Genomic DNA, 20478 nt, shown 5'->3' on the forward strand with positions numbered 1-20478 from the left:
TTTTCAGACACTTATAGCAAGACTGCTGCCCGCAGAATGCGAGGATGCGAGGAAATGCCGATCAATCGGCCAAAATCAAAAACCAGGACCGCAAAGTCAGCACATACACGGGGTAGGTTGTCGGTTCGCCGGCCAAAGGCCGTGCCGAAGCTGTTGAGCAAGGGCCGCAAGATTTCCGAAATCGGCGAGATCGTGCGCACGCGCGCGGAAGCCGAAGCGGCGATCGCGGATGCCGCGCGATCCAATGCGCGCCTGCGCGAAGCGATCGATATCCTGCCGCAGGGCATCGTGTTTCTCGACGCCGATGGCCGCTACATTCTCTGGAACAAGAAATACGCCGAGATCTACAGCAAGAGCGCCGACCTTTTCGAAGAAGGCGCGATGCTGCACGATACGTTGAAAGTCGGCGTTGCGCGCGGCGATTATCCCGAAGCCGTCGGCCGCGAAGACGAGTGGATCACCGAGCGGCTCGAGAAGCTCTATCATCCCGGTCACCGCCACGAGCAGACGCTGTCCGACGGCCGCTGCATCCTGATCGAGGAACGTCTCACCGGCGATGGCGGTGTGATCGGTCTGCGCGTCGACATTACCGAACTGAAACAGCGTGAAGCCTCGTTCCGGTTGCTGTTCGACGGCAATCCGGTGCCGATGATCGTCTGCTCTCAGGACGCCGAGCGCATCATCAGTGTCAACGACGCGGCAGTCGCGCATTACGGCTATTCGCGGGAAGACTTCGAGAGGCTGAGAATCTCGGACGTGCAGGCCTTCGATCAGGCTGCGCCATGGACCGGCGACCAGACCACCGAGGAACGCGCCGCGCGGACCTGGAAGCACGTCAAGGCCGACGGCTCGCTGATCGACGTCGCGATCTACTCGCGCCTTCTGGTCTTCGAGGGCCAGCCGGCGATGCTGCTGGCGCTGATGGACATCACCGAGCGCAAGCGCGCCGAGGCGCGGCTCGCCTTCATGGCGCAGCACGACGGCCTGACCGGATTGCCGAACCGCATCCTGCTGCGCCAGCGGCTGGACGAATTGCTGGCACACACGCGCCGCAGCGGTGACAAGGTCGCGGTGCTGTTTCTCGATCTCGACAATTTCAAAGGCATCAACGACACGCTGGGTCATGCCATCGGCGACAAGCTGCTGAAGGGCGTGACCAAACGCCTGCGTTCGTCACTGCGCGAGGAGGACGCCATCGCGCGCCTCGGCTCCGACGAATTCGCCATCGTCCAGGCCGGCGTGAGCCGCCCTGAAGAAGTGGCGTTCCTCGCCCGGCGCCTGATCGACGCCATCAGCGAGCCCTATCTGCTCGACGGCCACACCATCATCAGCGGCGCCTGCATCGGCATTGCGATCGCGCCCGGCGATGGCGACGACGCCGAGAAACTGCTGAAGAACGCCGACATGGCGCTGTCGCGCGCCAAGAGCGAGGGCCACGGCACGTTCGGCTTTTTTGAGTCGGAAATGGACGCCCGCGCCCAGACGCGCCGCCGCATCGAGATCGATCTGCGCGCCGCCATCGAAAACAACGTGCTTCAGCCGCACTATCAGCCGCTGGTCGATCTCAAGAGCGGATCGATCACCGGATTCGAGGCGCTGGTGCGCTGGCCGGACAACGAACGCGGGATGATTCCGCCGTCGGAATTCATCCCGGTCGCGGAAGAAACCGGCCTGATCAACGCGGTCGGCGGACTGATGCTGCGGCGCGCCTGTATGGACGCGGCGCAATGGCCTGACGACGTGCGTGTCGCGGTCAACCTGTCGCCGCTGCAGTTCCGCGTCGGCAACCTGTTGTCGGTGGTGATGGACGCGCTGAAGACATCCGGCCTGTCGCCGAAACGGCTCGAACTGGAAATCACCGAAACCGTGCTGCTCGACAAGAGCGATCAGGTGCTGGCGACGCTGCATGCGCTGCGTGCGCTCGGCGTGCGGATTTCGATGGACGATTTCGGCACCGGATATTCGTCGTTGAGCTATCTGCGCAGCTTTCCGTTCGACAAGATCAAGATCGACCGTTCATTCGTGCAGGATCTCGATTCCAATCACGACGGGCAGGCGATCATTCGCTCGATCATCTCGCTCGGCATCGGTCTCGGCGTCACCATCACGGCGGAAGGCGTCGAAACCGAAGCCGAATTGAGCTGCCTGCGCGCCGAAGGCTGCCACGAAGGACAAGGTTTCCTGTTCAGCCGCGCGCGGCCGAATGCCGAGATCACCGCGCTGCTGCAGGCCCAGCGCAACGCGACTGAGGTTCGCGTGGCGTAACGCCGTCGATCCGTGTCCGCCACAAAACAAAAACCCCGGCTTTGAACCGGGGTTTTGCTTTTTGCGGCCGGGCCGCAGACATCACTTCTTCTTTTTGGACTTCGCCTTTTTCGCCTTCTTCGGCTTAGGCGCGGCCTTCACGGCCTTGGAGACGTCATCGATCTCGGCCTTGCCGACATTCTTGATGACCGACTTGATGGTGCTCTTGGCGGACGCCTTATTGGAATAACCTTCCGAGGCGAACATCTTCTCGCCATTCGGCGCGCGGAAGCGGAAACGGAATTCGCCGGACTTGTCTTTGTAGATTTCAAATTTGTAGGACGCTGCCATCATTGTCTCCGATGATTAAATAGGACGTGCGCACGTTATGCGTGCGGCGCACCGGAGACAAGTGCAGGTTGTGCGTTACCCTCAATGTGTTCGTTTCGGTTGGAATTATTCAATGACGATTTCGCCGGTCATGCCGTGATCGGCATGGGTTCGTCCGTCGCTCGCAGTGATGCCGCAACGCAGATCGTTGACGCGGCCGGCTGCGACCGGCACGAACCACCATTCGGCGGATTGTCCCGGATAAACCTCGATCTCGCGGATCGCGCCCTTGAACTCTGCGAGCGTGATCGTCTTGCCGTCGCGGCTCTGCGTCACCTGCACCTTGCGCGTCCAGATCATTTGCGAAAAGCCATGCGAGGTGAAGTAGTGCGGATCGTTGCTCGCATTGCGCAGCACCAGCTTGTAAAGTTTTCCGGTCTCGAAGCGCAGCTTGTTCGGCGTGAATTCGTGCTTGCCGGGTGAACCGAGATCGACCGTCACCTCAACCGGTGTCTGCTTCGACAGATCGCCCGCGGCAAGCGCTGCTGTGGCGAACGCGGCGAGCCAAAACGCCAGGCCGAATGCGAATGCTCGTGATGTCCGGCGCATATGATTTTCCCCGATGTGCCCTGTTGCGATTTCCAGTGAGGCTGCGCAGCGCCAGCGTTCACCGGCATGCTCAATTCGCCGAACAGTATTGCGAATGCAAATGAGTTGCAACTATCGCGTGGGTTGGTGCATCCGCTTCACTGGGGCGCGGACGACCCGGTCCCGTTTGCATTTCCTCTGCAAGAAGAAATGGAGCGCCGGGAGGCGCCAGGGGTTTGCGAGACCCCTCATGACGAACCTTGGCGAGAGGTTCGTCCGCGTGCCGTAACGAGAGCGGATTGCGAGTCCGTCTCGCGAGGCGCGCGCGTCATGCATCGATGGGGTTGCGAAGCCCACCGCGCGGACGCTGCGCCTCCCGGCGCTCCATCAGCCGCGCACCAAGTAGGTGGCGGCTGCGGGTTGATCCCTCCGCGTCATGAGCGGGGAAGGATAAAATAGGAATATATTCATCTTAGATTGAAGTCAAGCACATCGGTCAAAAACCAGAGGTGATGAGAGGAAGAATCTCGATGTCGTCCCCGCGCAGGCGGGGACCCATAACCCCTAAATTACCCGATCAAATCGGATCGATCACTCCAATCCGGATTCTCACTCTCGATAAGTCGAATCTTCCAGTCGCGATTCCATTTCTTCAATTGCTTCTCGCGCCGGATTGCAGCTTCGGGTGATTGGTGTTCTTCAAGATGCACGAGACGATGAATTTCATGCTTCTTGACGAACTCCGAGCCGTGGCCGGAGCGGTGCAAGTCCAGCCTTTGCTGGATGCTGTTGGTCACGCCGATGTACAGCGTGCCATGTTTGCCGCTAGCGAGAATGTAGACGTAGTACATGGCGCGGGGACCTGCTGCGCCTGCATGAAACCACTTTCACGATGTCCGGGAAAGCTAGGTTGCAGAAGGTCAATTTTTTTAGAGCGGAAAGCTGATCCAGGGGTTATGGGTCCCCGCCTTCGCGGGGACGACGCCGAGGGTATGACCGCAGTCGCTCAGCTATCCACCTTCAGCGCGGCAATGAATGCTTCCTGCGGGATGTCGACCTTGCCGAACTGCCGCATCTTCTTCTTGCCTTCCTTCTGCTTTTCCAGAAGTTTGCGCTTGCGGCTGATGTCGCCGCCGTAGCACTTCGCGGTGACGTCCTTGCGCAGCGCGCGGACCGTTTCGCGCGCGATCACCTTGCCGCCGATCGCCGCCTGGATCGGAATCACGAACATGTGCGGCGGGATCAATTCCTTCATCTTCTCGACCATGGCGCGGCCGCGGCCTTCGGCGCGCTGGCGATGCACCAGCATCGACAATGCGTCCACCGGCTCGCTGTTGACGAGGATCTGCATCTTCACCAGATCGGCCGGCTTGTAGTCGGTCAGGTGGTAGTCGAACGAGGCGTAGCCCTTCGAGACCGACTTCAGCCGGTCGTAGAAATCGAACACCACTTCGTTGAGCGGCAGTTCGTATTTCACCATGGCGCGGGCGCCGACGTAGGTCAGTTCCTTCTGGTTGCCGCGCCGCTCCTGACACAGCTTCAGCACGCTGCCGAGATATTCGTCGGGGGTCAGGATCGTCGCTTCGATCCACGGCTCGTGAATCTCGGCGATCTTGACCACGTCCGGCATGTCGATCGGATTGTGAATCTCGATCTCCTGTCCGTCGTTGAGGTGCATCTTGTAAATAACGCTCGGCGCGGTCGCGATCAGGTTGAGATTGAACTCGCGGCTCAGGCGCTCCTGAATGATTTCCAGATGCAGCAGGCCGAGGAAGCCGCAGCGGAAGCCGAAGCCCAGCGCGGCCGAGGTTTCCATTTCGAACGAGAAGCTGGCGTCGTTCAGCCGCAGCTTGCCCATGGCGGCGCGCAGCGTCTCGAAGTCGTCGGCATCGACGGGAAAGAGTCCGCAGAACACGACGGGAATGGCCGGCTTGAAGCCCGGCAGCATTTCGGTGACCGGCTTCTTGTCGTCGGTGATGGTGTCGCCGACGCGCGTATCAGCGACTTCCTTGATCGCCGCGGTGATGAAGCCGATCTCGCCGGGGCCGAGTTCGTCCACCTGCGTCATCTTGGGCGTGAAGAATCCGACGCGCTCGACGTCGTAGGCGGCACCCGTGCCCATCATGCGGATGCGCTGGCCCTTCTTCATCACGCCGTCGACGACTCGAATGAGAACCACAACGCCGAGATAGACGTCGTACCAGCTATCGACCAGCAGCGCCTTCAGCGTCGCGTCGCGGTCGCCTTTCGGCGGCGGCAAGCGGGTGACGATGGCTTCCAGTACGTCGGGAATGCCGAGGCCGGTTTTGGCCGAGATCATCACCGCGTCGGAGGCGTCGATGCCGATCACGTCCTCGATCTGCTGGCGCACCTGCTCGGGCTCGGCGGCGGGAAGATCGACCTTGTTCAGCACCGGTACGATTTCGAGGCCGGCATCAAGCGCGTGATAGACGTTGGCGAGGGTCTGCGCCTCGACGCCCTGCGACGCATCGACCACCAGCAGCGCGCCTTCGCATGCGGCCAGCGAGCGCGAGACTTCGTAGGCGAAGTCGACGTGGCCCGGCGTGTCCATCAGGTTGAAGATGTAGGTCTTGCCGTCCTTCGCCTTGTAATTGAGGCGGACGGTCTGTGCCTTGATGGTGATGCCGCGCTCGCGCTCGATGTCCATGGAATCGAGCACCTGCTCCTTCATCTCGCGCGCCTCCAGTCCGCCGGTGGTCTGGATCAGCCGGTCGGCGAGGGTGGACTTGCCATGGTCGATATGGGCGACAATGGAGAAGTTGCGGACGTTGGAAATAGGCGTGGTTGTCATGGGCGCGGGATAGCACCCGCGCTGCAAAGCGGCAACAAAATTGGGCTGTTCCGGGGCTGACTTCCGCAGAAATCGCAATGATTTGCTGTTGCCGCCGCGGGCTTCACGCTGCTAGCAACGGCGGCAGTATCTGGTGCCAGTTTCCGACACAGGTTGACCGCAATGTCCGATGCTTCATCGACCGAGAGTGGGCGCAGAACCGGAAAGAATCCCGGCCCGCGCACCGGATTGCGGTCCCGGCAAAAGGCGCGCCTGCGCCATGTGCCTGTCACCCGCCGCGTGGCGGCGTGGGTCGCCGCGGTGGCGCATGATCCCGGCACCAGCCTCAGATTCGTCATCGGCTTCGCTGTGGCGCATGCGTTGCTGTGGACCATCATCCTCACTGCGCTAAAGAGCGCGCAGGACGTCCATATGGACGTTGCTGAGGCCTATGCCTGGGGTCAGAAATTCTTTCTCGGCTACGGCAAGCATCCGCCGCTCGCGGGCTGGATCGCAGGCGTCTGGTTCCGGATCTTTCCGGTCACCGACTGGGCGACCTATGCACTGGCGATGACGGTCACAGGCTTTGGTCTGGTGATCTGCTGGCTGATCGCGGTGCGCGTGGTCGATCATCGCCGCGCGATGTTTTCGGTAGCGATGCTGGCGCTGTATCCGATCTTCACCTTCAAGGGCTTCAAGTACAATCCCGATCTCCTGCAGCTCGTGACGCTGCCGCTGTTCGTGCTGGCCTATCTCAACGCCTTCGAGAAGCGCACCGTGCGCTCGGGCATCTGGCTCGGGCTTGCGGCGGCGTTGGCGCTGATGACGAAATACTGGGTGCTGACCATGATCGGCGCCGCCGGTCTTGTAGCGCTGATTCATCCGGACCGGATGCGCTTCCTGCGCTCGCCCGCGCCGTGGGTGGCCTTCGTTGCATGTTTTGTCGGGATGCTGCCGCATCTGTGGTGGCTGAAGCAGGCAGACTTTCTGCCGCTGATCTATGCCGACGATGTCTATGGCGGGCGGACGCTCGGCGCCACGCTTAGGCTGGCGTGGATTTATCTCGCGCATAATATCGGATTGCTGCTGATCCCCGTGGCCTTCGCCTGCATCGCGCTGGCGTGGAAGCTGCAGTGGTGGAAGTCGTTGCGGCGAAGGGGACTGGTCCGCGAGTTCATCGCGTCGGCCAAGCGCCCGTGGGTGCGCGGTCCCAATCCCGGCGTGTACCTCACCCAGGCGCGCAACATCTGGGTCATCCAGATCATCGTCGGCCTGGTGCCGCCGCTCGCCGCTGTGGTGTTCGGCATCTACATGAAAACCGACTGGGGCATCTCGCTGTTCTTCCTGGTGCCGCTGGCGCTGGTCGCGCTCCCCACACTGCGCGTGACGCAGATGGCGCTGATCCGCCTGCTGCTCATGTGGCTGGCGTTCACGCTGATCATGCTGCTGATCTCGCCGATCATCGCGGCGCAGACCGTGCGGCGCGACGGCGAGGCCGGCGTGCCTTTTGCACCGAAGTCCGAGTTCGCGCTGCAACTGACGGAAGCGTGGCGCGCGCGCTTCAACACGCGCTGGGCCGTGGTTGCGGGCACCACCGAGGTCGGCGAGCCGCTGACGTTCTACAGTCCCGACCATCCGGCGCCGCTCACGCCGCGCGAAGTCTGGGCCTCGGGCCTGACCAGTCTCGACGCGGCGAAGCAGTCCGGGTTCATCGGCATCTGCGACACCAAGGATCTGGAGCTGCACAAGTGCGAAGCCTGGATGGCCGAGAACGCGCCGAACGCGGAGCGCGTCGATCTCACCTCACGGCGCTACTTCCACGGTAAAGCGGGACCTGCTGTGAAATGGAAAATCTGGATCGTGGGACCGGAACGAACTGAAGAAGACGACAAGTAAATCGTCATTCTGATCACCGTCATTGCGAGGAGCGCAGCGACGAAGCAATCCAGTCCTTGCCTTATGCGCTGGATTGCTTCGCTTCGCTCGCAATGACGGAAGAAGTACGCGCCTAGCTTGCTTCTTCTTCGCCGAACTTGTTGGCGAGCAGTTCGGTAATGGCGTCCATCGCGGCCTGCGCTTCGCGGCCGCTGGCGGCCACGCTGATCGTGGTGCCGATCCCGGCGGAGAGCATCATCAACCCCATGATTGAGGTGCCGCCGACGCTTTCGCCGTTGCGTGTGACGGTCAGTTCGGCGTCGAACTTCTCTGCCGTCTGCACGAATTTCGCGGAGGCGCGTGCGTGAAGGCCGCGCTTGTTGATGATGGGAAGTTCTCGGACGATAACGCCGGCGGACGAAGACTGCTGCTCCGGCGCGGTGCTCATTTGCCGGCGAGGACCCGGCTGGCGATCGTCACGTACTTGCGGCCGGCTTCCTGAGCGGCGGCGATCGCGTCGGGCAACGGCTTGTCGTCGCGGACCTTGGCGAGCTTGACCAGCATCGGCAGGTTGATGCCGGCCAGCACTTCGACCTTCGGGCGGCTCATACAGGAGATCGCAAGGTTCGACGGCGTCCCGCCGAACATGTCGGTGAGAATCGCTACGCCGTCACCGCTGTCCACGCGCTTGACGGCTTCAATGATATCGCTGCGACACAGATCGGCATCGTCTTCGGCGCCAATCGTGATCGACTCGATTTGTTTTTGTGGACCCATCACGTGCTCAAGCGCAGCCTTGAACTCGTCGGCAAGACGCCCGTGGGTCACCAGTACTAGACCAATCATCCAAAACTCCTCGCGGGCGCTTTTGATGCACCGCACGAAAGGGCCACATGTTGACCATCCAGAGCCCCGGCGCAAGGGGGGATCTTGCCGCGTACCCCCTTAAAAAAGGTGTCCGCGCTGGCCGTCATCAGTGACGAAGGTACGGCTTATATGGCGAGCGGGTGCCGTCCAGCAATCAGCAGAAGGTCGCGGGTTCGCTTTTGAAACCTTAAACTGTCGTAAGGAAGGCCAAAACCAGGGGCAGGGCGGCATACCCCCGGCCGACCGGGATTCGCGGGATTTCCAGCCCCGAAACCTGTGTTTTCAGGGCTTGCGGCGGCGGAAGGCGCTCGGCGTCGGCGGCGTCGAGGTCGATCACCAGCCCGACGCGACCTTCTGCCGCGAAGGCGATGGTCCTGATTCCAAGGCCGCGGATTTCGATCATTCCGGCCAGTTCAGGCACGCCCTGCACGACGAGCCTGCCATTGGCGACCGTCAGGCGAACGCGGTCATCGCCGATCAGGGTTACTGCCGGGATCTGTCCCGCACGCCCCGCGAGGATCAGGTCGAACGCCAGCCGGGATTTTCCGGACCCCGAGGGGCCGCGAATCAGGATGCCCCGATCGCCGACCAGCACCGCCGAGGCATGGATGCTTGCGTCACCGCTTGGGGTCATATGGCGGGCAGCCGAACCGTGAAGCGCGCGCCGGCGATGCGCGCGTCGCCTTCGGCGTCGATCGGACCGGGGCGATTTTCCGCCCAGATGCGTCCGCCATGGGCCTCGACGATCTGCTTGGAGATCGACAGTCCGAGGCCGGAGTTCTGTCCGAAGCCCTGCGCCGGACGATCGGTGTAGAAGCGCTCGAAAATTTTCTCGAGCGCGCCGGGCCGAATGCCGGCGCCGTCATCGTCGATCACGATTTCGATGTCGGATTTCAAGCGGCGGCAGACGATGCGCACCTTGCCGCCCGGATGCGAGAACGACTGCGCGTTGCTCAGGAGATTCGAAATCACCTGACCGAGCCGCGAGTCATGTCCCGGCACCGAGAACGTATCGTTCGGGCGGCCCTCGAACCGAACCTCGACGGTGACGTCGGTGCCGTGCTGGGTTTCGTTCGCCACCGAGACCAGCGTGTTGAGCAGGCGGCGCACGTCCACCGGCTCGACGTCCTGCCGCTGCAACTCGGCGTCGAGGCGGCTGGCGTCGGAAATATCGGAGATCAGGCGATCGAGCCTGCGCACGTCATGCTCGATAACGGCCAGAAGCCGCGAGCGGCTGTCGTCGGATCGCGCCAGCGGCAGCGTCTCGACAGCGGAGCGCATCGAGGTCAGCGGGTTCTTCAGTTCGTGCGCGACGTCGGCGGCGAAGCGCTCGATGCCTTCGATGCGGTTATAGAGCGCGCCGGTCATGTCGCGCAGCGCGCGCGACAAATGGCCGATCTCGTCGCCGCGCGACGAGAAGTCCGGAATTTCCACGCGGGTCTTGGTGCGGCGGCGGACCCGCTCGGCGCTGTCGGCGAGGCGTCGCATCGGGCCGGCGATGGTGCTTGCGAGCAGCAGCGACAGCAGGATCATCACGCCCGACGCGATGCCGAACACCTTGAGGATCGCGAGCCGCTCGGCGGTCACCATCTGGTCGATGTCGTCGCCCTGGGTCGAGAGCATCAGCGCGCCGTGGACCGCGCGGAAACGCTGCACCGGCACCGACACCGATACGATCACTTCGCCGCGGTCGTTGATCCGCACCATGCTGGCCTTGCGGCCGTCCAGCGCCTGCTGCACTTCCTGATAGCCGTTGCCGTTCTCCGGTCCCAGTTCGCGATACGGCGGCAGGTCGCCGCGATTGAGCCAGGTGCGGATCGCGATCATGGTCCTTTCGGCGAAGCCCGGCTTTTCGGCGTTGGGCGGCGCCAGTTCGAAGCGCATCACGTCGCCGCGTCCGTAGAGATTGCGGCTGTCGAGGGTGAGCACGCCGTCGCGATCGTAAATCCGCGCGCGGGTCTTGGTCGGCGAGATCAGCCGCCGCAGCACCGGCGCGACGCGCTCGGGATTGATCGGGAAATCGATGTTGCTGAGGATTTCGTCGCTTGGGCCGTAGGTCTCGCCGGGCTTCAGATCGAGCAGCCGTTCCGGATCGACGGTGATGGCGTTGGTCTCGACGGTGGCCGAGGCCGCGATTGCACCCGCAATGATTTCAGCCTGCACCAGCAAGCTCTGCGCGCGCGCGTCGATCAGTCCGGCGCGGAACTGCGACAGATACAGGATGCCCGCCAGCATCGCGAACAGGCCGATCAGGTTGAGGACGACGATGCGGCGCGTGAGGCTGGAAAACGTCAGTGCGGCGAGATAGCGCCCGGCGCGTCTGACCAGTTCGACAGGGCTGCTCCAGCCCCGCCTCGCGGTTCCGGCGTCCGATGCGGACGGCGCATCGGTGACCGGAGCGAGCGGCGGTGCGCCAACGTCGGCATCGTCGTCGTGATCGTGTTGCGTTCGATCAAGCAATGGCTAAACGCCCGATTGTTGGTTCGCGGTCGGCTTCTTATAGCACCAACCGGCATGCGGGTGACCGTTGATCCCCCCGACCGTGGCGCATGCCGAACGGTCAGGTTTCCTTGAACCGGTAACCGACGCCGTACAGGGTTTCGATCATCTCGAAATCGTCGTCGGCCGCCTTGAACTTCTTGCGCAGGCGCTTGATGTGGCTGTCGATGGTGCGGTCGTCGACATAGACCTGATCGTCATAGGCCGCATCCATCAGCGCGTTGCGGCTTTTCACCACGCCGGGGCGGGTGGCCAGCGCCTGCAGGATCAGGAATTCGGTGACCGTCAGCGTGACCGGCTCGTTCTTCCAGGTGCAGGTGTGACGTTCCGGGTCCATGCGCAACAGGCCGCGCTCCAGCGCCTTGGCGTCCAGTTCCTTCGGAGTGGCGGCCGGATCTTTCGGCACCGCGCGCCGCAGCACCGCCTTGACGCGCTCGACCAGCAGGCGCTGCGAGAACGGTTTGCGGATGAAATCGTCGGCGCCCATCTTGAGACCGAACAACTCGTCGATTTCCTCATCCTTCGAGGTGAGGAAGATCACCGGCAGATCGGACTTCTGGCGCAGGCGGCGCAGCGTTTCCATGCCGTCCATGCGCGGCATCTTGATGTCGAGGATTGCGAGGTCCGGCGGGCTCGTCTTGAACCCGTCGAGAGCCGACGCGCCATCCGTATAGGTCATGATCCGGTAGCCTTCGGCTTCCAGCGCGATCGAGACCGACGTGAGAATGTTGCGGTCGTCATCGACCAGGGCGATTGTGGGCATGAGCCTGCTTTCCAAATCGAGTGTTGTGGGCGTACTGACCGGCAAATCGGATGCCGTGAAATAAGGCGGTGGTCCGCATGCCAACGAGCAATGCAAGCTGGGCTGAAATGTGACCGAGTTCCTGATCCGGGTACCGACTGGAACTTGACGGTTATATAAGGCGATTGTTCCGGGTTATAACCCTTTTTGGCGTAAAAAAGCCCGTTAACCAATGAAATCAGGCAGATAAATGGACCCCTCCGCTACCGTCAAACCGGCTGACCTGACCCGCTCGCTGCTCGCGCGCTCCCGTCAGGGGGCGCTGGCGACGCTTATGCCGCAGAGCGGAGATCCCTATTGCTCGCTGGTCGCCGTCGCCTCGCTGCCGGACGGAATGCCGATCCTCCTGATCTCGCGGCTGGCGGTTCACACCAAAAATATCCTGAACGATCCGCGCGTCTCGCTGATGCTGGACGAACGCGCGCCGGGCGATCCGTTGGAGGGTGCGCGCATCATGCTCGCGGGGACCGCCGAAGAGGCAAAGGACGATACTGAACGCCTGAAGCGGCGCTATCTCGCGGCGCATCCGTCGGCCGAGGACTTCGCGGGCTTTCGCGATTTCTCGTTTTTCCGGATCAGGCCGAGCGGCGTGCATCTGGTGGCGGGGTTCGGCCGCATCGTCGATCTCGCGCCGCGCGATTTTCTCACCGATCTGGCGGGCGCGGAGGCGCTCCTTGAAGCCGAGCCGGATATCGTCGCGCACATGAATGCAGATCACACGGACACGATGAATCTGTATGCGGTGAAATTGCTGGGGGCCACGGAAGGCGCGTGGCGCTGCACCGGTTGCGATCCGCAGGGCCTCGATCTGCAGGATGACCGGCGCACGCTTCGGCTCGATTTTCCCGACCGGATCGTCACGCCGGGCGCATTGCGGCAAGCCCTGAAGGCTCTGGCCGACCGGGCGCGGGCAGGCGTGTAACAAGAAGCCTGCCCGAGCAGTCCGGCACAGATTTTACGGATGCACCGCGATGGCGGAAATCTCCACCTTCGCATCCAGCGGCAGCCGCGCGACCTCGACCGTGGCGCGGGCTGGCGGCGCATTCTTGAAATACGTGCCATAGACCCCGTTCATTTTTCCGAACTCGTTCAGGTCTTTCAGAAACACGCCGGTCGAGACGACGTGATCCATCGTCAGGCCGTCGGCCGCGAGTACGGCTTTCAGATTGTCGAGCGCCATTTTGGTCTGTTCTTCGATGGTGCCGTTGACGAACTGCTTGGTTTTCGGATCGATCGAAACCTGTCCGGCCAGATACACGGTCTTCCCGGCGCGGATGGCCTGCGAATACGGCCCGATCGCCGGCGGCGCATCCGGCGTTGCAATCACTTTCTTCTCTTGGGCGTGGGCCACCCCTGCTATCGCCAACATCATAACGCTCGACACAATGCTCAAACACTTGCGCATCAGACGCTCCCCGTGCTGCCGTTCCCGCGCGCGAACACGCGCAGTTATGGCCTGATTACATCGACGCGCGGCGACGGGAACAAGGTCGCCCTCCAGCGGCATCGCGCCGCGCCGTCCGCCTGTGCTGCGCTGCGGCAAGCCCAGAGGTGATGGCCGGGCCACGCAAAGGGGCCGCCAAGCCAGTGAAATCCAACCTGTTTTCGTCGGTCCCGGCGATCTTTACCGCTTTATGACGGACCGACTTGGCAAGCCGGGCGTTGCCCACTAATAAGTCGCCGGATTGAGGCCCGGGAGCTATGATCCCCGGCATCCGCGACAGGGCGTTTGGCGATTAGCCGCGCGAAACGATACGCGGTCTTTGTGGGAGATTCTGAAAGTGCAAGAGACGGGTGTGCGCAACGGTGCTTTCGGCGCCGATAAATTCGGTTTTAAAAATCTCAAACAGGTGAACTGGAATCTCGGCACCGCGCCGCTTTATGAGCATTCGCTGCGCAACAATGAAGCCGAGCTGTCAGCCGGCGGTGCGCTTGTCGCAGAGACCGGCGTGTTCACCGGCCGCTCCCCGAAAGACAAGTTCACGGTGCGCGACGCGCTGACCGACAAGACCATGTGGTGGGGCGGCAACCAGTCGATCACCTCCGAACAGTTCGAAACGCTGTATCAGGATTTCCTCAAGCACTGCGAAGGCAAGAGCCTGTTCGCGCAGGATCTCTACGGCGGCGCCGATCCGAAATTCCAGATCAAGACCCGCGTGTTCACCGAAATGGCGTGGCACTCGCTGTTCATCCGCACGCTGCTGCGCCGTCCCGAGATGGCCGAGCTTGCGAACTTTGCGCCCGAACTGACCATCGTCGATCTGCCGAGCTTCCGCGCCGATCCGAAGCGTCATGGCTGCAAGTCCGAGAACGTCGTCGCGATCGATTTCACCCGCAAGATCGTGTTGATCGCGGGCAGCCAGTACGCCGGCGAAATGAAGAAGTCGGTGTTCACGACGCTGAACTACTTCCTGCCCGCGCAGGGCGTGATGCCGATGCACTGCTCGGCCAATGTCGGCCCGAACGGCGACAGCGCCATTTTCTTCGGCCTCTCCGGCACCGGAAAGACCACGCTCTCGGCCGATCCGAACCGCACGCTGATCGGAGACGACGAGACCGGCTGGGGCCCGGATGGCATCTTCAATTTCGAAGGCGGCTGCTACGCCAAGACCATCAAGCTGTCGCGCGAAGCAGAACCGGCGATTTATGACGCCAGCATCTGCTTTGGCGCAGTGCTCGAGAACGTCGTGCTCGATCCGGTCACGCGCGAACCCGATTTCGACGACGGCTCCAAGACCGAGAACACCCGTTCGGCGTATCCGCTGGAAGCGATCCCGAACGCCTCGCTGACCGGCCGCGCCGGTCATCCGAAGAATCTGGTGATGCTCGCCGCCGACGCGTTCGGCGTGATGCCGCCGATCGCCAAGCTGACGCCGGCGCAGGCGATGTATCACTTCCTGTCGGGCTATACCGCCAAGGTTGCGGGCACCGAACGCGGTCTCGGCAACGAGCCTGTGCCGGAATTCTCGGCCTGCTTCGGCTCGCCGTTCCTGCCGCGCGATCCGGCCGAATACGGCAAGCTGCTGAAAGAGCTGATCGCCAAGCACAATGTCGATTGCTGGGTGGTCAACACCGGCTGGACCGGCGGCAAGTACGGCACCGGAAGCCGCATGCCGATCAAGGTGACCCGCGCGCTTTTGACCGCGGCCCTGAACGGCTCGCTGCGCAACGCCCAGTTCCGCACCGACAAGTATTTCGGCTTCGCGGTGCCGACGGCTCTGGAAGGCGTGCCGAGCGACATTCTCGATCCGGTCAACACCTGGAAGGACAAGGCCGAGTTCGACAAGACCGCGCGTGCGCTGGTCGGCATGTTCCAGAAGAACTTCGAACAGTTCGAGAAGCAGGTCGACGCGGACGTCCGCGCCGCCGCCCCCGAGGTCAAGCTCGCGGCGGAGTGATCGCTTCGACGAGCATATGTGAATCAGAAAGGGCGGCTCATAGGGCCGCCCTTTTTGTTGGATCGCGCGTTGCTCGCGCCCAAGGCTGCCTGATCGTCTTTCAGGCGGAGAAAAGCCGCACCGGCTGCTCGAAGCCTTTCAGCGCATAATTATTTCCGTCGCCGGACACCATGTCGCCGACACGGTCGCGCACCGCGCCGGTCACAAGTATTTCGCCGGCTTTCGCGGCCGCCTGTGCCCGGGCTGCGCGGTTCACCACGGTGCCGATCGCCGTCAGATCGCGATGGGCGTGGCCGAATTCACCGAAGTTCGTCTGGCCGCAATCGATGCCGATGCCAATGCCGATGTCTGCATTCTTCACGCCGATGGCCTGCACGAGTTGATCGTGTTTCTCCCTGAAGCTGTGCTGAATCTCGCGGGCGGCCAGCAGCGCCTGCGCGGCATGATCGGATTGCTTCACCGGGAAATTGAAAATCGCCAGCACGGCGTCGCCCAGGGTCTTGTTCAGGAGGCCGTCATATCGCCAGATCGCGGCGGAGCAATCATCATAGAATGTGTCGAGCAGCGACATCATCTCCTGGCGTTCGATGCTCTGCGAGAGCGCGGTGTAGCCGCGCAAATCGGCGAACATCACCGTGGCGTCGATCGTCACCGCGCGGGCTTTCATGACTCGCGTGAAGGCCATTTCGCAGATGGTGCAGGTGTTCGGATTCATGCGGCTCGGCCGGATGCCGAACAGGCGAAACGGCACGGAAAGCGGGCCGCGCAGGGGCACCGGCAAATGCAACTGCTGCCAGCAGCCGAGACAGATCGTGGCGGGCTCCGGAGTCATCTCGCCAGCCCTTGGATCATGGAGACTGGCGCATGCTACAGCAATTCGGCCGCCGTCGAAACCTCGCAATCGGCGCGATCCCGAATAGCGGACGCGCCGCAGCGCCAGAAACGGGTGGGCGCGTTCGCGAATGGCTTGATAGGATGGGGAGCAGGCCGCTGTTCGGCTGGCTGGATCCGGGAGACAATGGAATGAAAATCAGCGCGCGCAATCAGCTCAAGGGAAAGATCGTCGCCATCGATCACGGCGTCACCACCAGCCATGTGAAGATCGATGTCGGCGGCGGCAGCATCATCACCTCGGCCATCACCAAGACCTCGGTCGAGGAATTGAAGCTCGAGGTCGGCAAGCAGGTCTACGCCATCGTCAAGGCGAGCGACGTGATGGTGGGCATCGACTGAGGACGGCTATGACCCGCATCGACCGGCGATCGTTCGTTGCTGGCGCCAGCATGATGCTGCTGGCGCGGCCGGCGCACGCCGCACGCACGGTCACGGATTCCGCCGGACGCACGGTTACGCTGCCCGACCGCATCGATCATGTGTTCGCCGCGGGCGGCCCCGCCTCGGTGGTGGTCTATGCGGTGCGGCCGGAGACCATGGTGGGCTGGCCGCGCGCATTGCGCGCCGAAGAGCGTCCGTTCATCGCACCGGCGCAGCGCGATCTGCCGGAAATCGGTCTGCTGACCGGGCGCGGCGACACCGCCAATGTCGAGACCGTGCTGAAGATGAAGCCGGACCTGATCGTCGATTACGGTTCGGTGCGGCAGACCTTCGCGACGCTGGCCGACAGCGTGCAGCAGCGCACCGGCATTCCCTATGTGCTGATCGACGGACGCTTCGAGGCGTCGTCGTCGTCGTTTCGGCTGCTCGGCAATATTTTCGGCGTGCCCGAGCGCGGCGAGGCGCTTGCGACGTATTCGGACGATCTGTTTAAGAACCTCGATACGACGCTCAAAGGCATTCCGGAGGAGCAGCGTCCGCGTGTTTATCTCGCGCGCGGCCCGGACGGACTTGAGACGGGTCTCAAAGGCTCGATCAATACCGAGATCATCGAGCGGGCGGGCGGGCGCAATGTCGCCGATGCGCAGGACCAGCGGCGCGGCATCGCGAATGTGTCGCCCGAGCAGATTCTCGCCTGGAATCCCGACGTCATCGTCACATGGGATCGCAACTTCCACGACAAGCTCGCGAAAGGCGGCGATCCGCTGTGGCAGGGCGTCAAGGCGGTGAAGGACGGCCGCGTATATCTCGCGCCGACCGCGCCGTTCGGCTGGATCGATCGGCCGCCGTCGATCAACCGGCTGATCGGGCTGCGCTGGCTTGCCAACCTGTTTCACGGTGCGCGCTTTCCGTTCGACATCCGGCAAGACACACGCGCGTTCTACAAGCTGTTCTATCATGTCGATGTCACCGATAGCGATCTCGACACCCTGATCGCATGGGCTGACGGCAAGCCGCCCTCACGTCCGGCACGCCGATGACGGGACCGCGGGCGGCACCGCAAGCCTCCTGGATCATTCCCGGCCTCGCGGTGCTGGCGATTGCAGTCGCCGCGGCGGCGCTGACCGTCGGCGCGTTTCCCGTGACGCTCGAGGGATTCATCCGCGCCGTAAAAAATCTCTGGTCAGGCGATCTGCCGCAGACGTCCGAGGAGCGGGTGCTGTTCGGCATTCGCGGTCCACGCATACTGGCGGGCCTGATCGTCGGCGCGGCGCTGGCGGGCGCGGGTGTGGTCTATCAGGGACTGTTTCGCAACCCGCTGGTGTCGCCCGATGTGCTCGGCGTGTCGGCAGGCGCGGGCCTTGGCGCGGTGATCGGCATTTTCCTGTCGCTGCCGGTGTTCGCCATCCAGATGCTCGCTTTCGGCGGCGGACTTGCGACCGTGGGACTCGTCTATTTGATTGCTGTCGCGGTGCGCGGGCGCGATCCGACGCTCGTGCTCGTGCTCGGCGGCGTCGTAGTCGGCGCGCTCGCAGGTGCGGCCATTTCATTGCTGAAGATTCTGGCGGACCCTTACGACCAGTTGCCGGCGATTACGTTCTGGCTGCTCGGCAGTCTCGCCAGCGTGCGGGGCGGCGATCTCTGGAATGTCATGCCGGCGGTACTGATCGGCCTCGTGCCGCTGGTGCTGCTGCGCTGGCAGATCAATGTGCTCTCGCTCGGCGATGAAGAGGCGAAATCACTCGGCGTCGAATCCGGCCGGCTGCGCGTCATCGTGATTGCCGCGGCGACACTGATGACCGCCAGCGTGGTGGCGATCTCGGGCGTGATCGGGTGGGTCGGTCTCGTGATTCCGCACATTGCGCGGATGCTGGTCGGCCCGAACTTCGAGCGGCTGCTGCCCGCAGCGATGCTGATGGGCGCGAGCTACCTGGTGCTGGTCGACACGCTGGCGCGGTCGCTGGGGCGCGTTGAGGTGCCGATTGGAATTCTCACCGCGGTGGTCGGCGCCCCGTTCTTTCTGTGGCTGCTGTGGCGCGGCCGGCACGGGTGGTCGTGATGCGCCTTACAGCCCACGATCTTGCATTCGGTTATCCCGAGCGGCCGGTGGGGACTGGTCTGAATCTGAGCGTCGAGGCCGGCGAGGTGCTGTGTCTGCTTGGGCCGAACGGATGCGGCAAGACCACGCTGTTCAAGACGCTGCTTGGCCTGCTGCGGCCGCAGGGCGGCGGCGTTACGCTCGGCGGTGACGCGCTGGCAAATTTGCCGCGCGCGGAGATCGCGCGCCGCATCGCCTATGTGCCGCAGGCGCAGGACACGGCGTTTCCCTACACCGCGTCCGATCTGGTGCTGATGGGCCGGGTCGCGCATCGCGGCATGTTCGCCGCGCCGACAACTGAGGATCGGACAATCGCGCAGGAGTCACTTGCCGAACTTGGCATTGCCGAGCTGGCGGCGCGCGAGGTGACGACATTGTCGGGCGGGCAGCGCCAGCTGGTGATCGTGGCGCGGGCGATGGTGCAGGCCGCCCGCCTGATCGTGATGGACGAGCCGACCGCCAGTCTCGATTTCGGCAATCAGGTCGCGGTGCTGGCGGAAATCCGCAAGCTCGCTGCACGTGGCACCGGCATCATTCTCTCGACCCACGATCCCGATCAGGCTTTTGCCGTGGCGAGCCGCGTTGCGCTGATGCAGGACGGGCTGATCGTCGCGCAGGGAACGCCGTCCGAGGTGCTGACCGCCGCGCGGCTCAAGGCGGTCTACGGGATCGACGTCACCGTCGAGCGGCTGGCCGGTGGGCAGACGGTTTGTGCGCCGGTTTATCCGCGCTGACTGGACGTCGCGTGCTTGAATCGGAAAGGGCGGCTCATCGAGCCGCCCTTTGTTATTTACGAGACGTGTTGAGACAACTTAGCGTGCCGTCGCGGTTGTGGTGCCGGTGGTCTTGCCGGTGGCGACGTTCAGGATCGAGCCGTTCTGAAGGTCGATCCGGTAGACTTCGCGCAGCACGTTTCCGGCAAAACCAAGTTCAACGATGGAAATGGTCTTGAACGAGACCGGGATGCCGTCGGGCAGGATCTGGTTGAACTCGGTTGCGGTCTGATCCATGTCCTTCTGCAGCTCCGGCGTGAACTTCACATTGCTGTAGACCAACGTGTTGTGCGGATTGTGCGAGCGCAGCTCCTTGCCGTCCTTTACGACGTTGACGCCGCTGACGCCGACCGTTTTCACCAGGTCCTTCGCGGCATCGCTCATGGCGGCGTAAACCGGACCCGTGCAACGCGGCAGCGGGCCGTCACGCAGCGGCGCGAGCGCGGCGGTGGCGGTGGTGTTGAACGCCATCATGGCTTCGAAGTCCGCACCTTCCTTGACGATGCCGAGATCCAGCCACCACGGCTGACCCGCGCCCTTGGCAGCTTCGGTGTTGTAGAACTTCTTCAGAGTGACATTGAGAACGCCCGGCAGCTTCGGCAGCGCCTTCAGCATCTTGTCAGGGGTGGTGGCGTCGGCGTTGTGGATATGAACCACCGTCACGTGTGGAATGTTGTGCCGTGCGGCCTCGTCTTCGAGCTTCGCGTTCAGCAGCTTTTCACGCAGCATGCCTTTGGTGGTCAGGTCGAGGGTGTCGTTGACGTCTTTCGGCAGCGTGTAGACCAGACCGAAGGTCCGCACATGCGGACGGAAGCCGGGCGCGGAGAGCGAGCTGTTGTCGATCTCGGCCTGCGCGGCGAACGCAAACACGGATGTTGCGGCGGCGACGGCAACGGCCGCGAGCCGATGGGACAATTTTTGAATCATAGACAATCTCC

General features: G+C 63.0%; 19 protein-coding genes and 1 pseudogene. 8 read left to right on the forward strand and 12 right to left on the reverse strand.

The window, feature by feature from the left end; genetic code table 11:
* The first annotated feature begins 54 nt into the window (after nucleotides 1–54).
* Entirely contained in the window at nucleotides 55–2265 is a 2211-nt protein-coding gene (locus YH63_RS09210) for a putative bifunctional diguanylate cyclase/phosphodiesterase (protein ID WP_046827859.1), read from the forward strand.
* Nucleotides 2266–2406: 141 nt separating this feature from the next.
* Here the strand turns inward: YH63_RS09210 and YH63_RS09215 are convergent.
* The 4 genes and pseudogenes from YH63_RS09215 to lepA all read right to left on the reverse strand — a co-directional run.
* Nucleotides 2407–2595, reverse strand: a pseudogene (locus YH63_RS09215) (YegP family protein); the annotation flags it as partial.
* A 105-nt stretch (nucleotides 2596–2700) separates the two neighbouring features.
* On the reverse strand, nucleotides 2701–3183 hold the full coding sequence (locus YH63_RS09220) for a hypothetical protein (protein WP_205717110.1): 483 nt from the start codon (nucleotides 3181–3183) through the stop codon (nucleotides 2701–2703).
* A 548-nt stretch (nucleotides 3184–3731) separates the two neighbouring features.
* Nucleotides 3732–4013 (reverse strand): GIY-YIG nuclease family protein, encoded by a 282-nt coding sequence (locus tag YH63_RS09225; protein ID WP_046827857.1) that lies wholly within the window; start codon nucleotides 4011–4013, stop codon nucleotides 3732–3734.
* Nucleotides 4014–4168: 155 nt separating this feature from the next.
* Nucleotides 4169–5974, reverse strand: coding sequence for a translation elongation factor 4 (gene lepA / locus YH63_RS09230; protein ID WP_046827856.1), 1806 nt, complete (start codon nucleotides 5972–5974; stop codon nucleotides 4169–4171).
* A gap of 162 nt (nucleotides 5975–6136) precedes the next feature.
* Between lepA and YH63_RS09235 the strand changes: the two genes are divergently transcribed.
* On the forward strand, nucleotides 6137–7849 hold the full coding sequence (locus YH63_RS09235; protein WP_046827855.1) for a glycosyltransferase family 39 protein: 1713 nt from the start codon (nucleotides 6137–6139) through the stop codon (nucleotides 7847–7849).
* A gap of 112 nt (nucleotides 7850–7961) precedes the next feature.
* On the opposite strand, the gene YH63_RS09245 is transcribed toward YH63_RS09235, so the two are convergent.
* The 5 genes from YH63_RS09245 to YH63_RS09265 all read right to left on the reverse strand — a co-directional run bounded on the left by YH63_RS09245 (nucleotide 7962) and on the right by YH63_RS09265 (nucleotide 11957).
* Nucleotides 7962–8276 carry an HPr family phosphocarrier protein gene (locus YH63_RS09245; protein ID WP_046827854.1) on the reverse strand — a complete coding sequence of 105 codons (315 nt, stop codon included), beginning with the start codon at nucleotides 8274–8276 and terminating at the stop codon, nucleotides 7962–7964.
* On the reverse strand, nucleotides 8273–8674 hold the full coding sequence (locus YH63_RS09250; RefSeq protein WP_006022367.1) for a PTS sugar transporter subunit IIA: 402 nt from the start codon (nucleotides 8672–8674) through the stop codon (nucleotides 8273–8275). The genes YH63_RS09245 and YH63_RS09250 overlap by 4 nt, the downstream gene beginning before the upstream one ends.
* 208 nt (nucleotides 8675–8882) lie before the next feature.
* Nucleotides 8883–9329: an HPr kinase/phosphorylase gene (locus YH63_RS09255; RefSeq protein ID WP_046827853.1), complete on the reverse strand. Its 447-nt coding sequence runs from the start codon at nucleotides 9327–9329 to the stop codon at nucleotides 8883–8885.
* Nucleotides 9326–11155 carry a sensor histidine kinase gene (locus YH63_RS09260; RefSeq protein WP_046827852.1) on the reverse strand — a complete coding sequence of 610 codons (1830 nt, stop codon included), beginning with the start codon at nucleotides 11153–11155 and terminating at the stop codon, nucleotides 9326–9328. The genes YH63_RS09255 and YH63_RS09260 overlap by 4 nt, the downstream gene beginning before the upstream one ends.
* A 100-nt stretch (nucleotides 11156–11255) precedes the next feature.
* Nucleotides 11256–11957 (reverse strand): response regulator transcription factor, encoded by a 702-nt coding sequence (locus YH63_RS09265; protein WP_046827851.1) that lies wholly within the window; start codon nucleotides 11955–11957, stop codon nucleotides 11256–11258.
* 229 nt (nucleotides 11958–12186) lie between these two features.
* Between YH63_RS09265 and YH63_RS09270 the strand changes: the two genes are divergently transcribed.
* The gene (locus tag YH63_RS09270) at nucleotides 12187–12918 is read left to right on the forward strand and encodes a HugZ family protein (RefSeq protein ID WP_046827850.1); all 732 of its coding nucleotides are present in this window, start codon (nucleotides 12187–12189) and stop codon (nucleotides 12916–12918) included.
* A gap of 33 nt (nucleotides 12919–12951) precedes the next feature.
* Here the strand turns inward: YH63_RS09270 and YH63_RS09275 are convergent, their stop codons facing one another.
* A complete protein-coding gene (locus YH63_RS09275) occupies nucleotides 12952–13347 on the reverse strand; it encodes a RidA family protein (protein ID WP_246658033.1) in 396 nt (131 codons plus the stop codon).
* Between the two features lie 430 nt (nucleotides 13348–13777).
* Between YH63_RS09275 and YH63_RS09280 the strand changes: the two genes are divergently transcribed.
* Nucleotides 13778–15394, forward strand: a complete 1617-nt coding sequence (locus YH63_RS09280; RefSeq protein WP_046829636.1) for a phosphoenolpyruvate carboxykinase — start codon at nucleotides 13778–13780, stop codon at nucleotides 15392–15394.
* Between the two features lie 100 nt (nucleotides 15395–15494).
* Here the strand turns inward: YH63_RS09280 and YH63_RS09285 are convergent, their stop codons facing one another.
* The gene (locus YH63_RS09285) at nucleotides 15495–16226 is read right to left on the reverse strand and encodes an adenylate/guanylate cyclase domain-containing protein (protein WP_046827849.1); all 732 of its coding nucleotides are present in this window, start codon (nucleotides 16224–16226) and stop codon (nucleotides 15495–15497) included.
* A 191-nt stretch (nucleotides 16227–16417) separates the two neighbouring features.
* Here YH63_RS09285 and YH63_RS09290 point away from each other — a divergent pair, with 191 nt between their 5' ends.
* From YH63_RS09290 to YH63_RS09305, 4 genes are read left to right on the forward strand one after another with little or no spacing between them, the layout of a single operon-like run.
* Nucleotides 16418–16627, forward strand: a complete 210-nt coding sequence (locus YH63_RS09290; protein WP_046829635.1) for a TOBE domain-containing protein — start codon at nucleotides 16418–16420, stop codon at nucleotides 16625–16627.
* Between the two features lie 8 nt (nucleotides 16628–16635).
* Entirely contained in the window at nucleotides 16636–17709 is a 1074-nt protein-coding gene (locus tag YH63_RS09295; protein WP_046827848.1) for an iron ABC transporter substrate-binding protein, read from the forward strand.
* Nucleotides 17706–18728 carry a FecCD family ABC transporter permease gene (locus YH63_RS09300; protein ID WP_046827847.1) on the forward strand — a complete coding sequence of 341 codons (1023 nt, stop codon included), beginning with the start codon at nucleotides 17706–17708 and terminating at the stop codon, nucleotides 18726–18728. The genes YH63_RS09295 and YH63_RS09300 overlap by 4 nt, the downstream gene beginning before the upstream one ends.
* Complete coding sequence (locus tag YH63_RS09305; RefSeq protein ID WP_046829634.1) at nucleotides 18728–19501, forward strand: ABC transporter ATP-binding protein; 774 nt, start codon at nucleotides 18728–18730, stop codon at nucleotides 19499–19501. Before YH63_RS09300 ends, YH63_RS09305 begins: the two co-directional genes overlap by 1 nt.
* 78 nt (nucleotides 19502–19579) lie before the next feature.
* On the opposite strand, the gene YH63_RS09310 is transcribed toward YH63_RS09305, so the two are convergent.
* Nucleotides 19580–20467, reverse strand: coding sequence for a hypothetical protein (locus tag YH63_RS09310; protein ID WP_046827846.1), 888 nt, complete (start codon nucleotides 20465–20467; stop codon nucleotides 19580–19582).
* Nucleotides 20468–20478 lie beyond the last annotated feature (11 nt).

The organism is Afipia massiliensis, assembly GCF_001006325.2.
In the GTDB taxonomy this organism is placed as follows: Bacteria; Pseudomonadota; Alphaproteobacteria; order Rhizobiales; family Xanthobacteraceae; genus Afipia; species Afipia massiliensis_A.

Bases quoted from the DNA above. Each gene is read 5' to 3' on its own strand.
- YH63_RS09235 (WP_046827855.1), top strand. From the start codon at position 6,137: ATGTCCGATGCTTCATCGACCGAGAGTGGGCGCAGAACCGGAAAGAAT.
- YH63_RS09310 (WP_046827846.1), bottom strand. From the start codon at position 20,467: ATGATTCAAAAATTGTCCCATCGGCTCGCGGCCGTTGCCGTCGCCGCC.
- YH63_RS09255 (WP_046827853.1), bottom strand. From the start codon at position 9,329: ATGACCCCAAGCGGTGACGCAAGCATCCATGCCTCGGCGGTGCTGGTC.
- YH63_RS09290 (WP_046829635.1), top strand. From the start codon at position 16,418: ATGAAAATCAGCGCGCGCAATCAGCTCAAGGGAAAGATCGTCGCCATC.
- YH63_RS09285 (WP_046827849.1), bottom strand. From the start codon at position 16,226: ATGACTCCGGAGCCCGCCACGATCTGTCTCGGCTGCTGGCAGCAGTTG.
- lepA (WP_046827856.1), bottom strand. From the start codon at position 5,974: ATGACAACCACGCCTATTTCCAACGTCCGCAACTTCTCCATTGTCGCC.
- YH63_RS09210 (WP_046827859.1), top strand. From the start codon at position 55: ATGCCGATCAATCGGCCAAAATCAAAAACCAGGACCGCAAAGTCAGCA.
- YH63_RS09305 (WP_046829634.1), top strand. From the start codon at position 18,728: ATGCGCCTTACAGCCCACGATCTTGCATTCGGTTATCCCGAGCGGCCG.
- YH63_RS09225 (WP_046827857.1), bottom strand. From the start codon at position 4,013: ATGTACTACGTCTACATTCTCGCTAGCGGCAAACATGGCACGCTGTAC.
- YH63_RS09295 (WP_046827848.1), top strand. From the start codon at position 16,636: ATGACCCGCATCGACCGGCGATCGTTCGTTGCTGGCGCCAGCATGATG.
- YH63_RS09220 (WP_205717110.1), bottom strand. From the start codon at position 3,183: ATGCGCCGGACATCACGAGCATTCGCATTCGGCCTGGCGTTTTGGCTC.
- YH63_RS09300 (WP_046827847.1), top strand. From the start codon at position 17,706: ATGACGGGACCGCGGGCGGCACCGCAAGCCTCCTGGATCATTCCCGGC.
- YH63_RS09270 (WP_046827850.1), top strand. From the start codon at position 12,187: ATGGACCCCTCCGCTACCGTCAAACCGGCTGACCTGACCCGCTCGCTG.
- YH63_RS09250 (WP_006022367.1), bottom strand. From the start codon at position 8,674: ATGATTGGTCTAGTACTGGTGACCCACGGGCGTCTTGCCGACGAGTTC.
- YH63_RS09265 (WP_046827851.1), bottom strand. From the start codon at position 11,957: ATGCCCACAATCGCCCTGGTCGATGACGACCGCAACATTCTCACGTCG.
- YH63_RS09245 (WP_046827854.1), bottom strand. From the start codon at position 8,276: ATGAGCACCGCGCCGGAGCAGCAGTCTTCGTCCGCCGGCGTTATCGTC.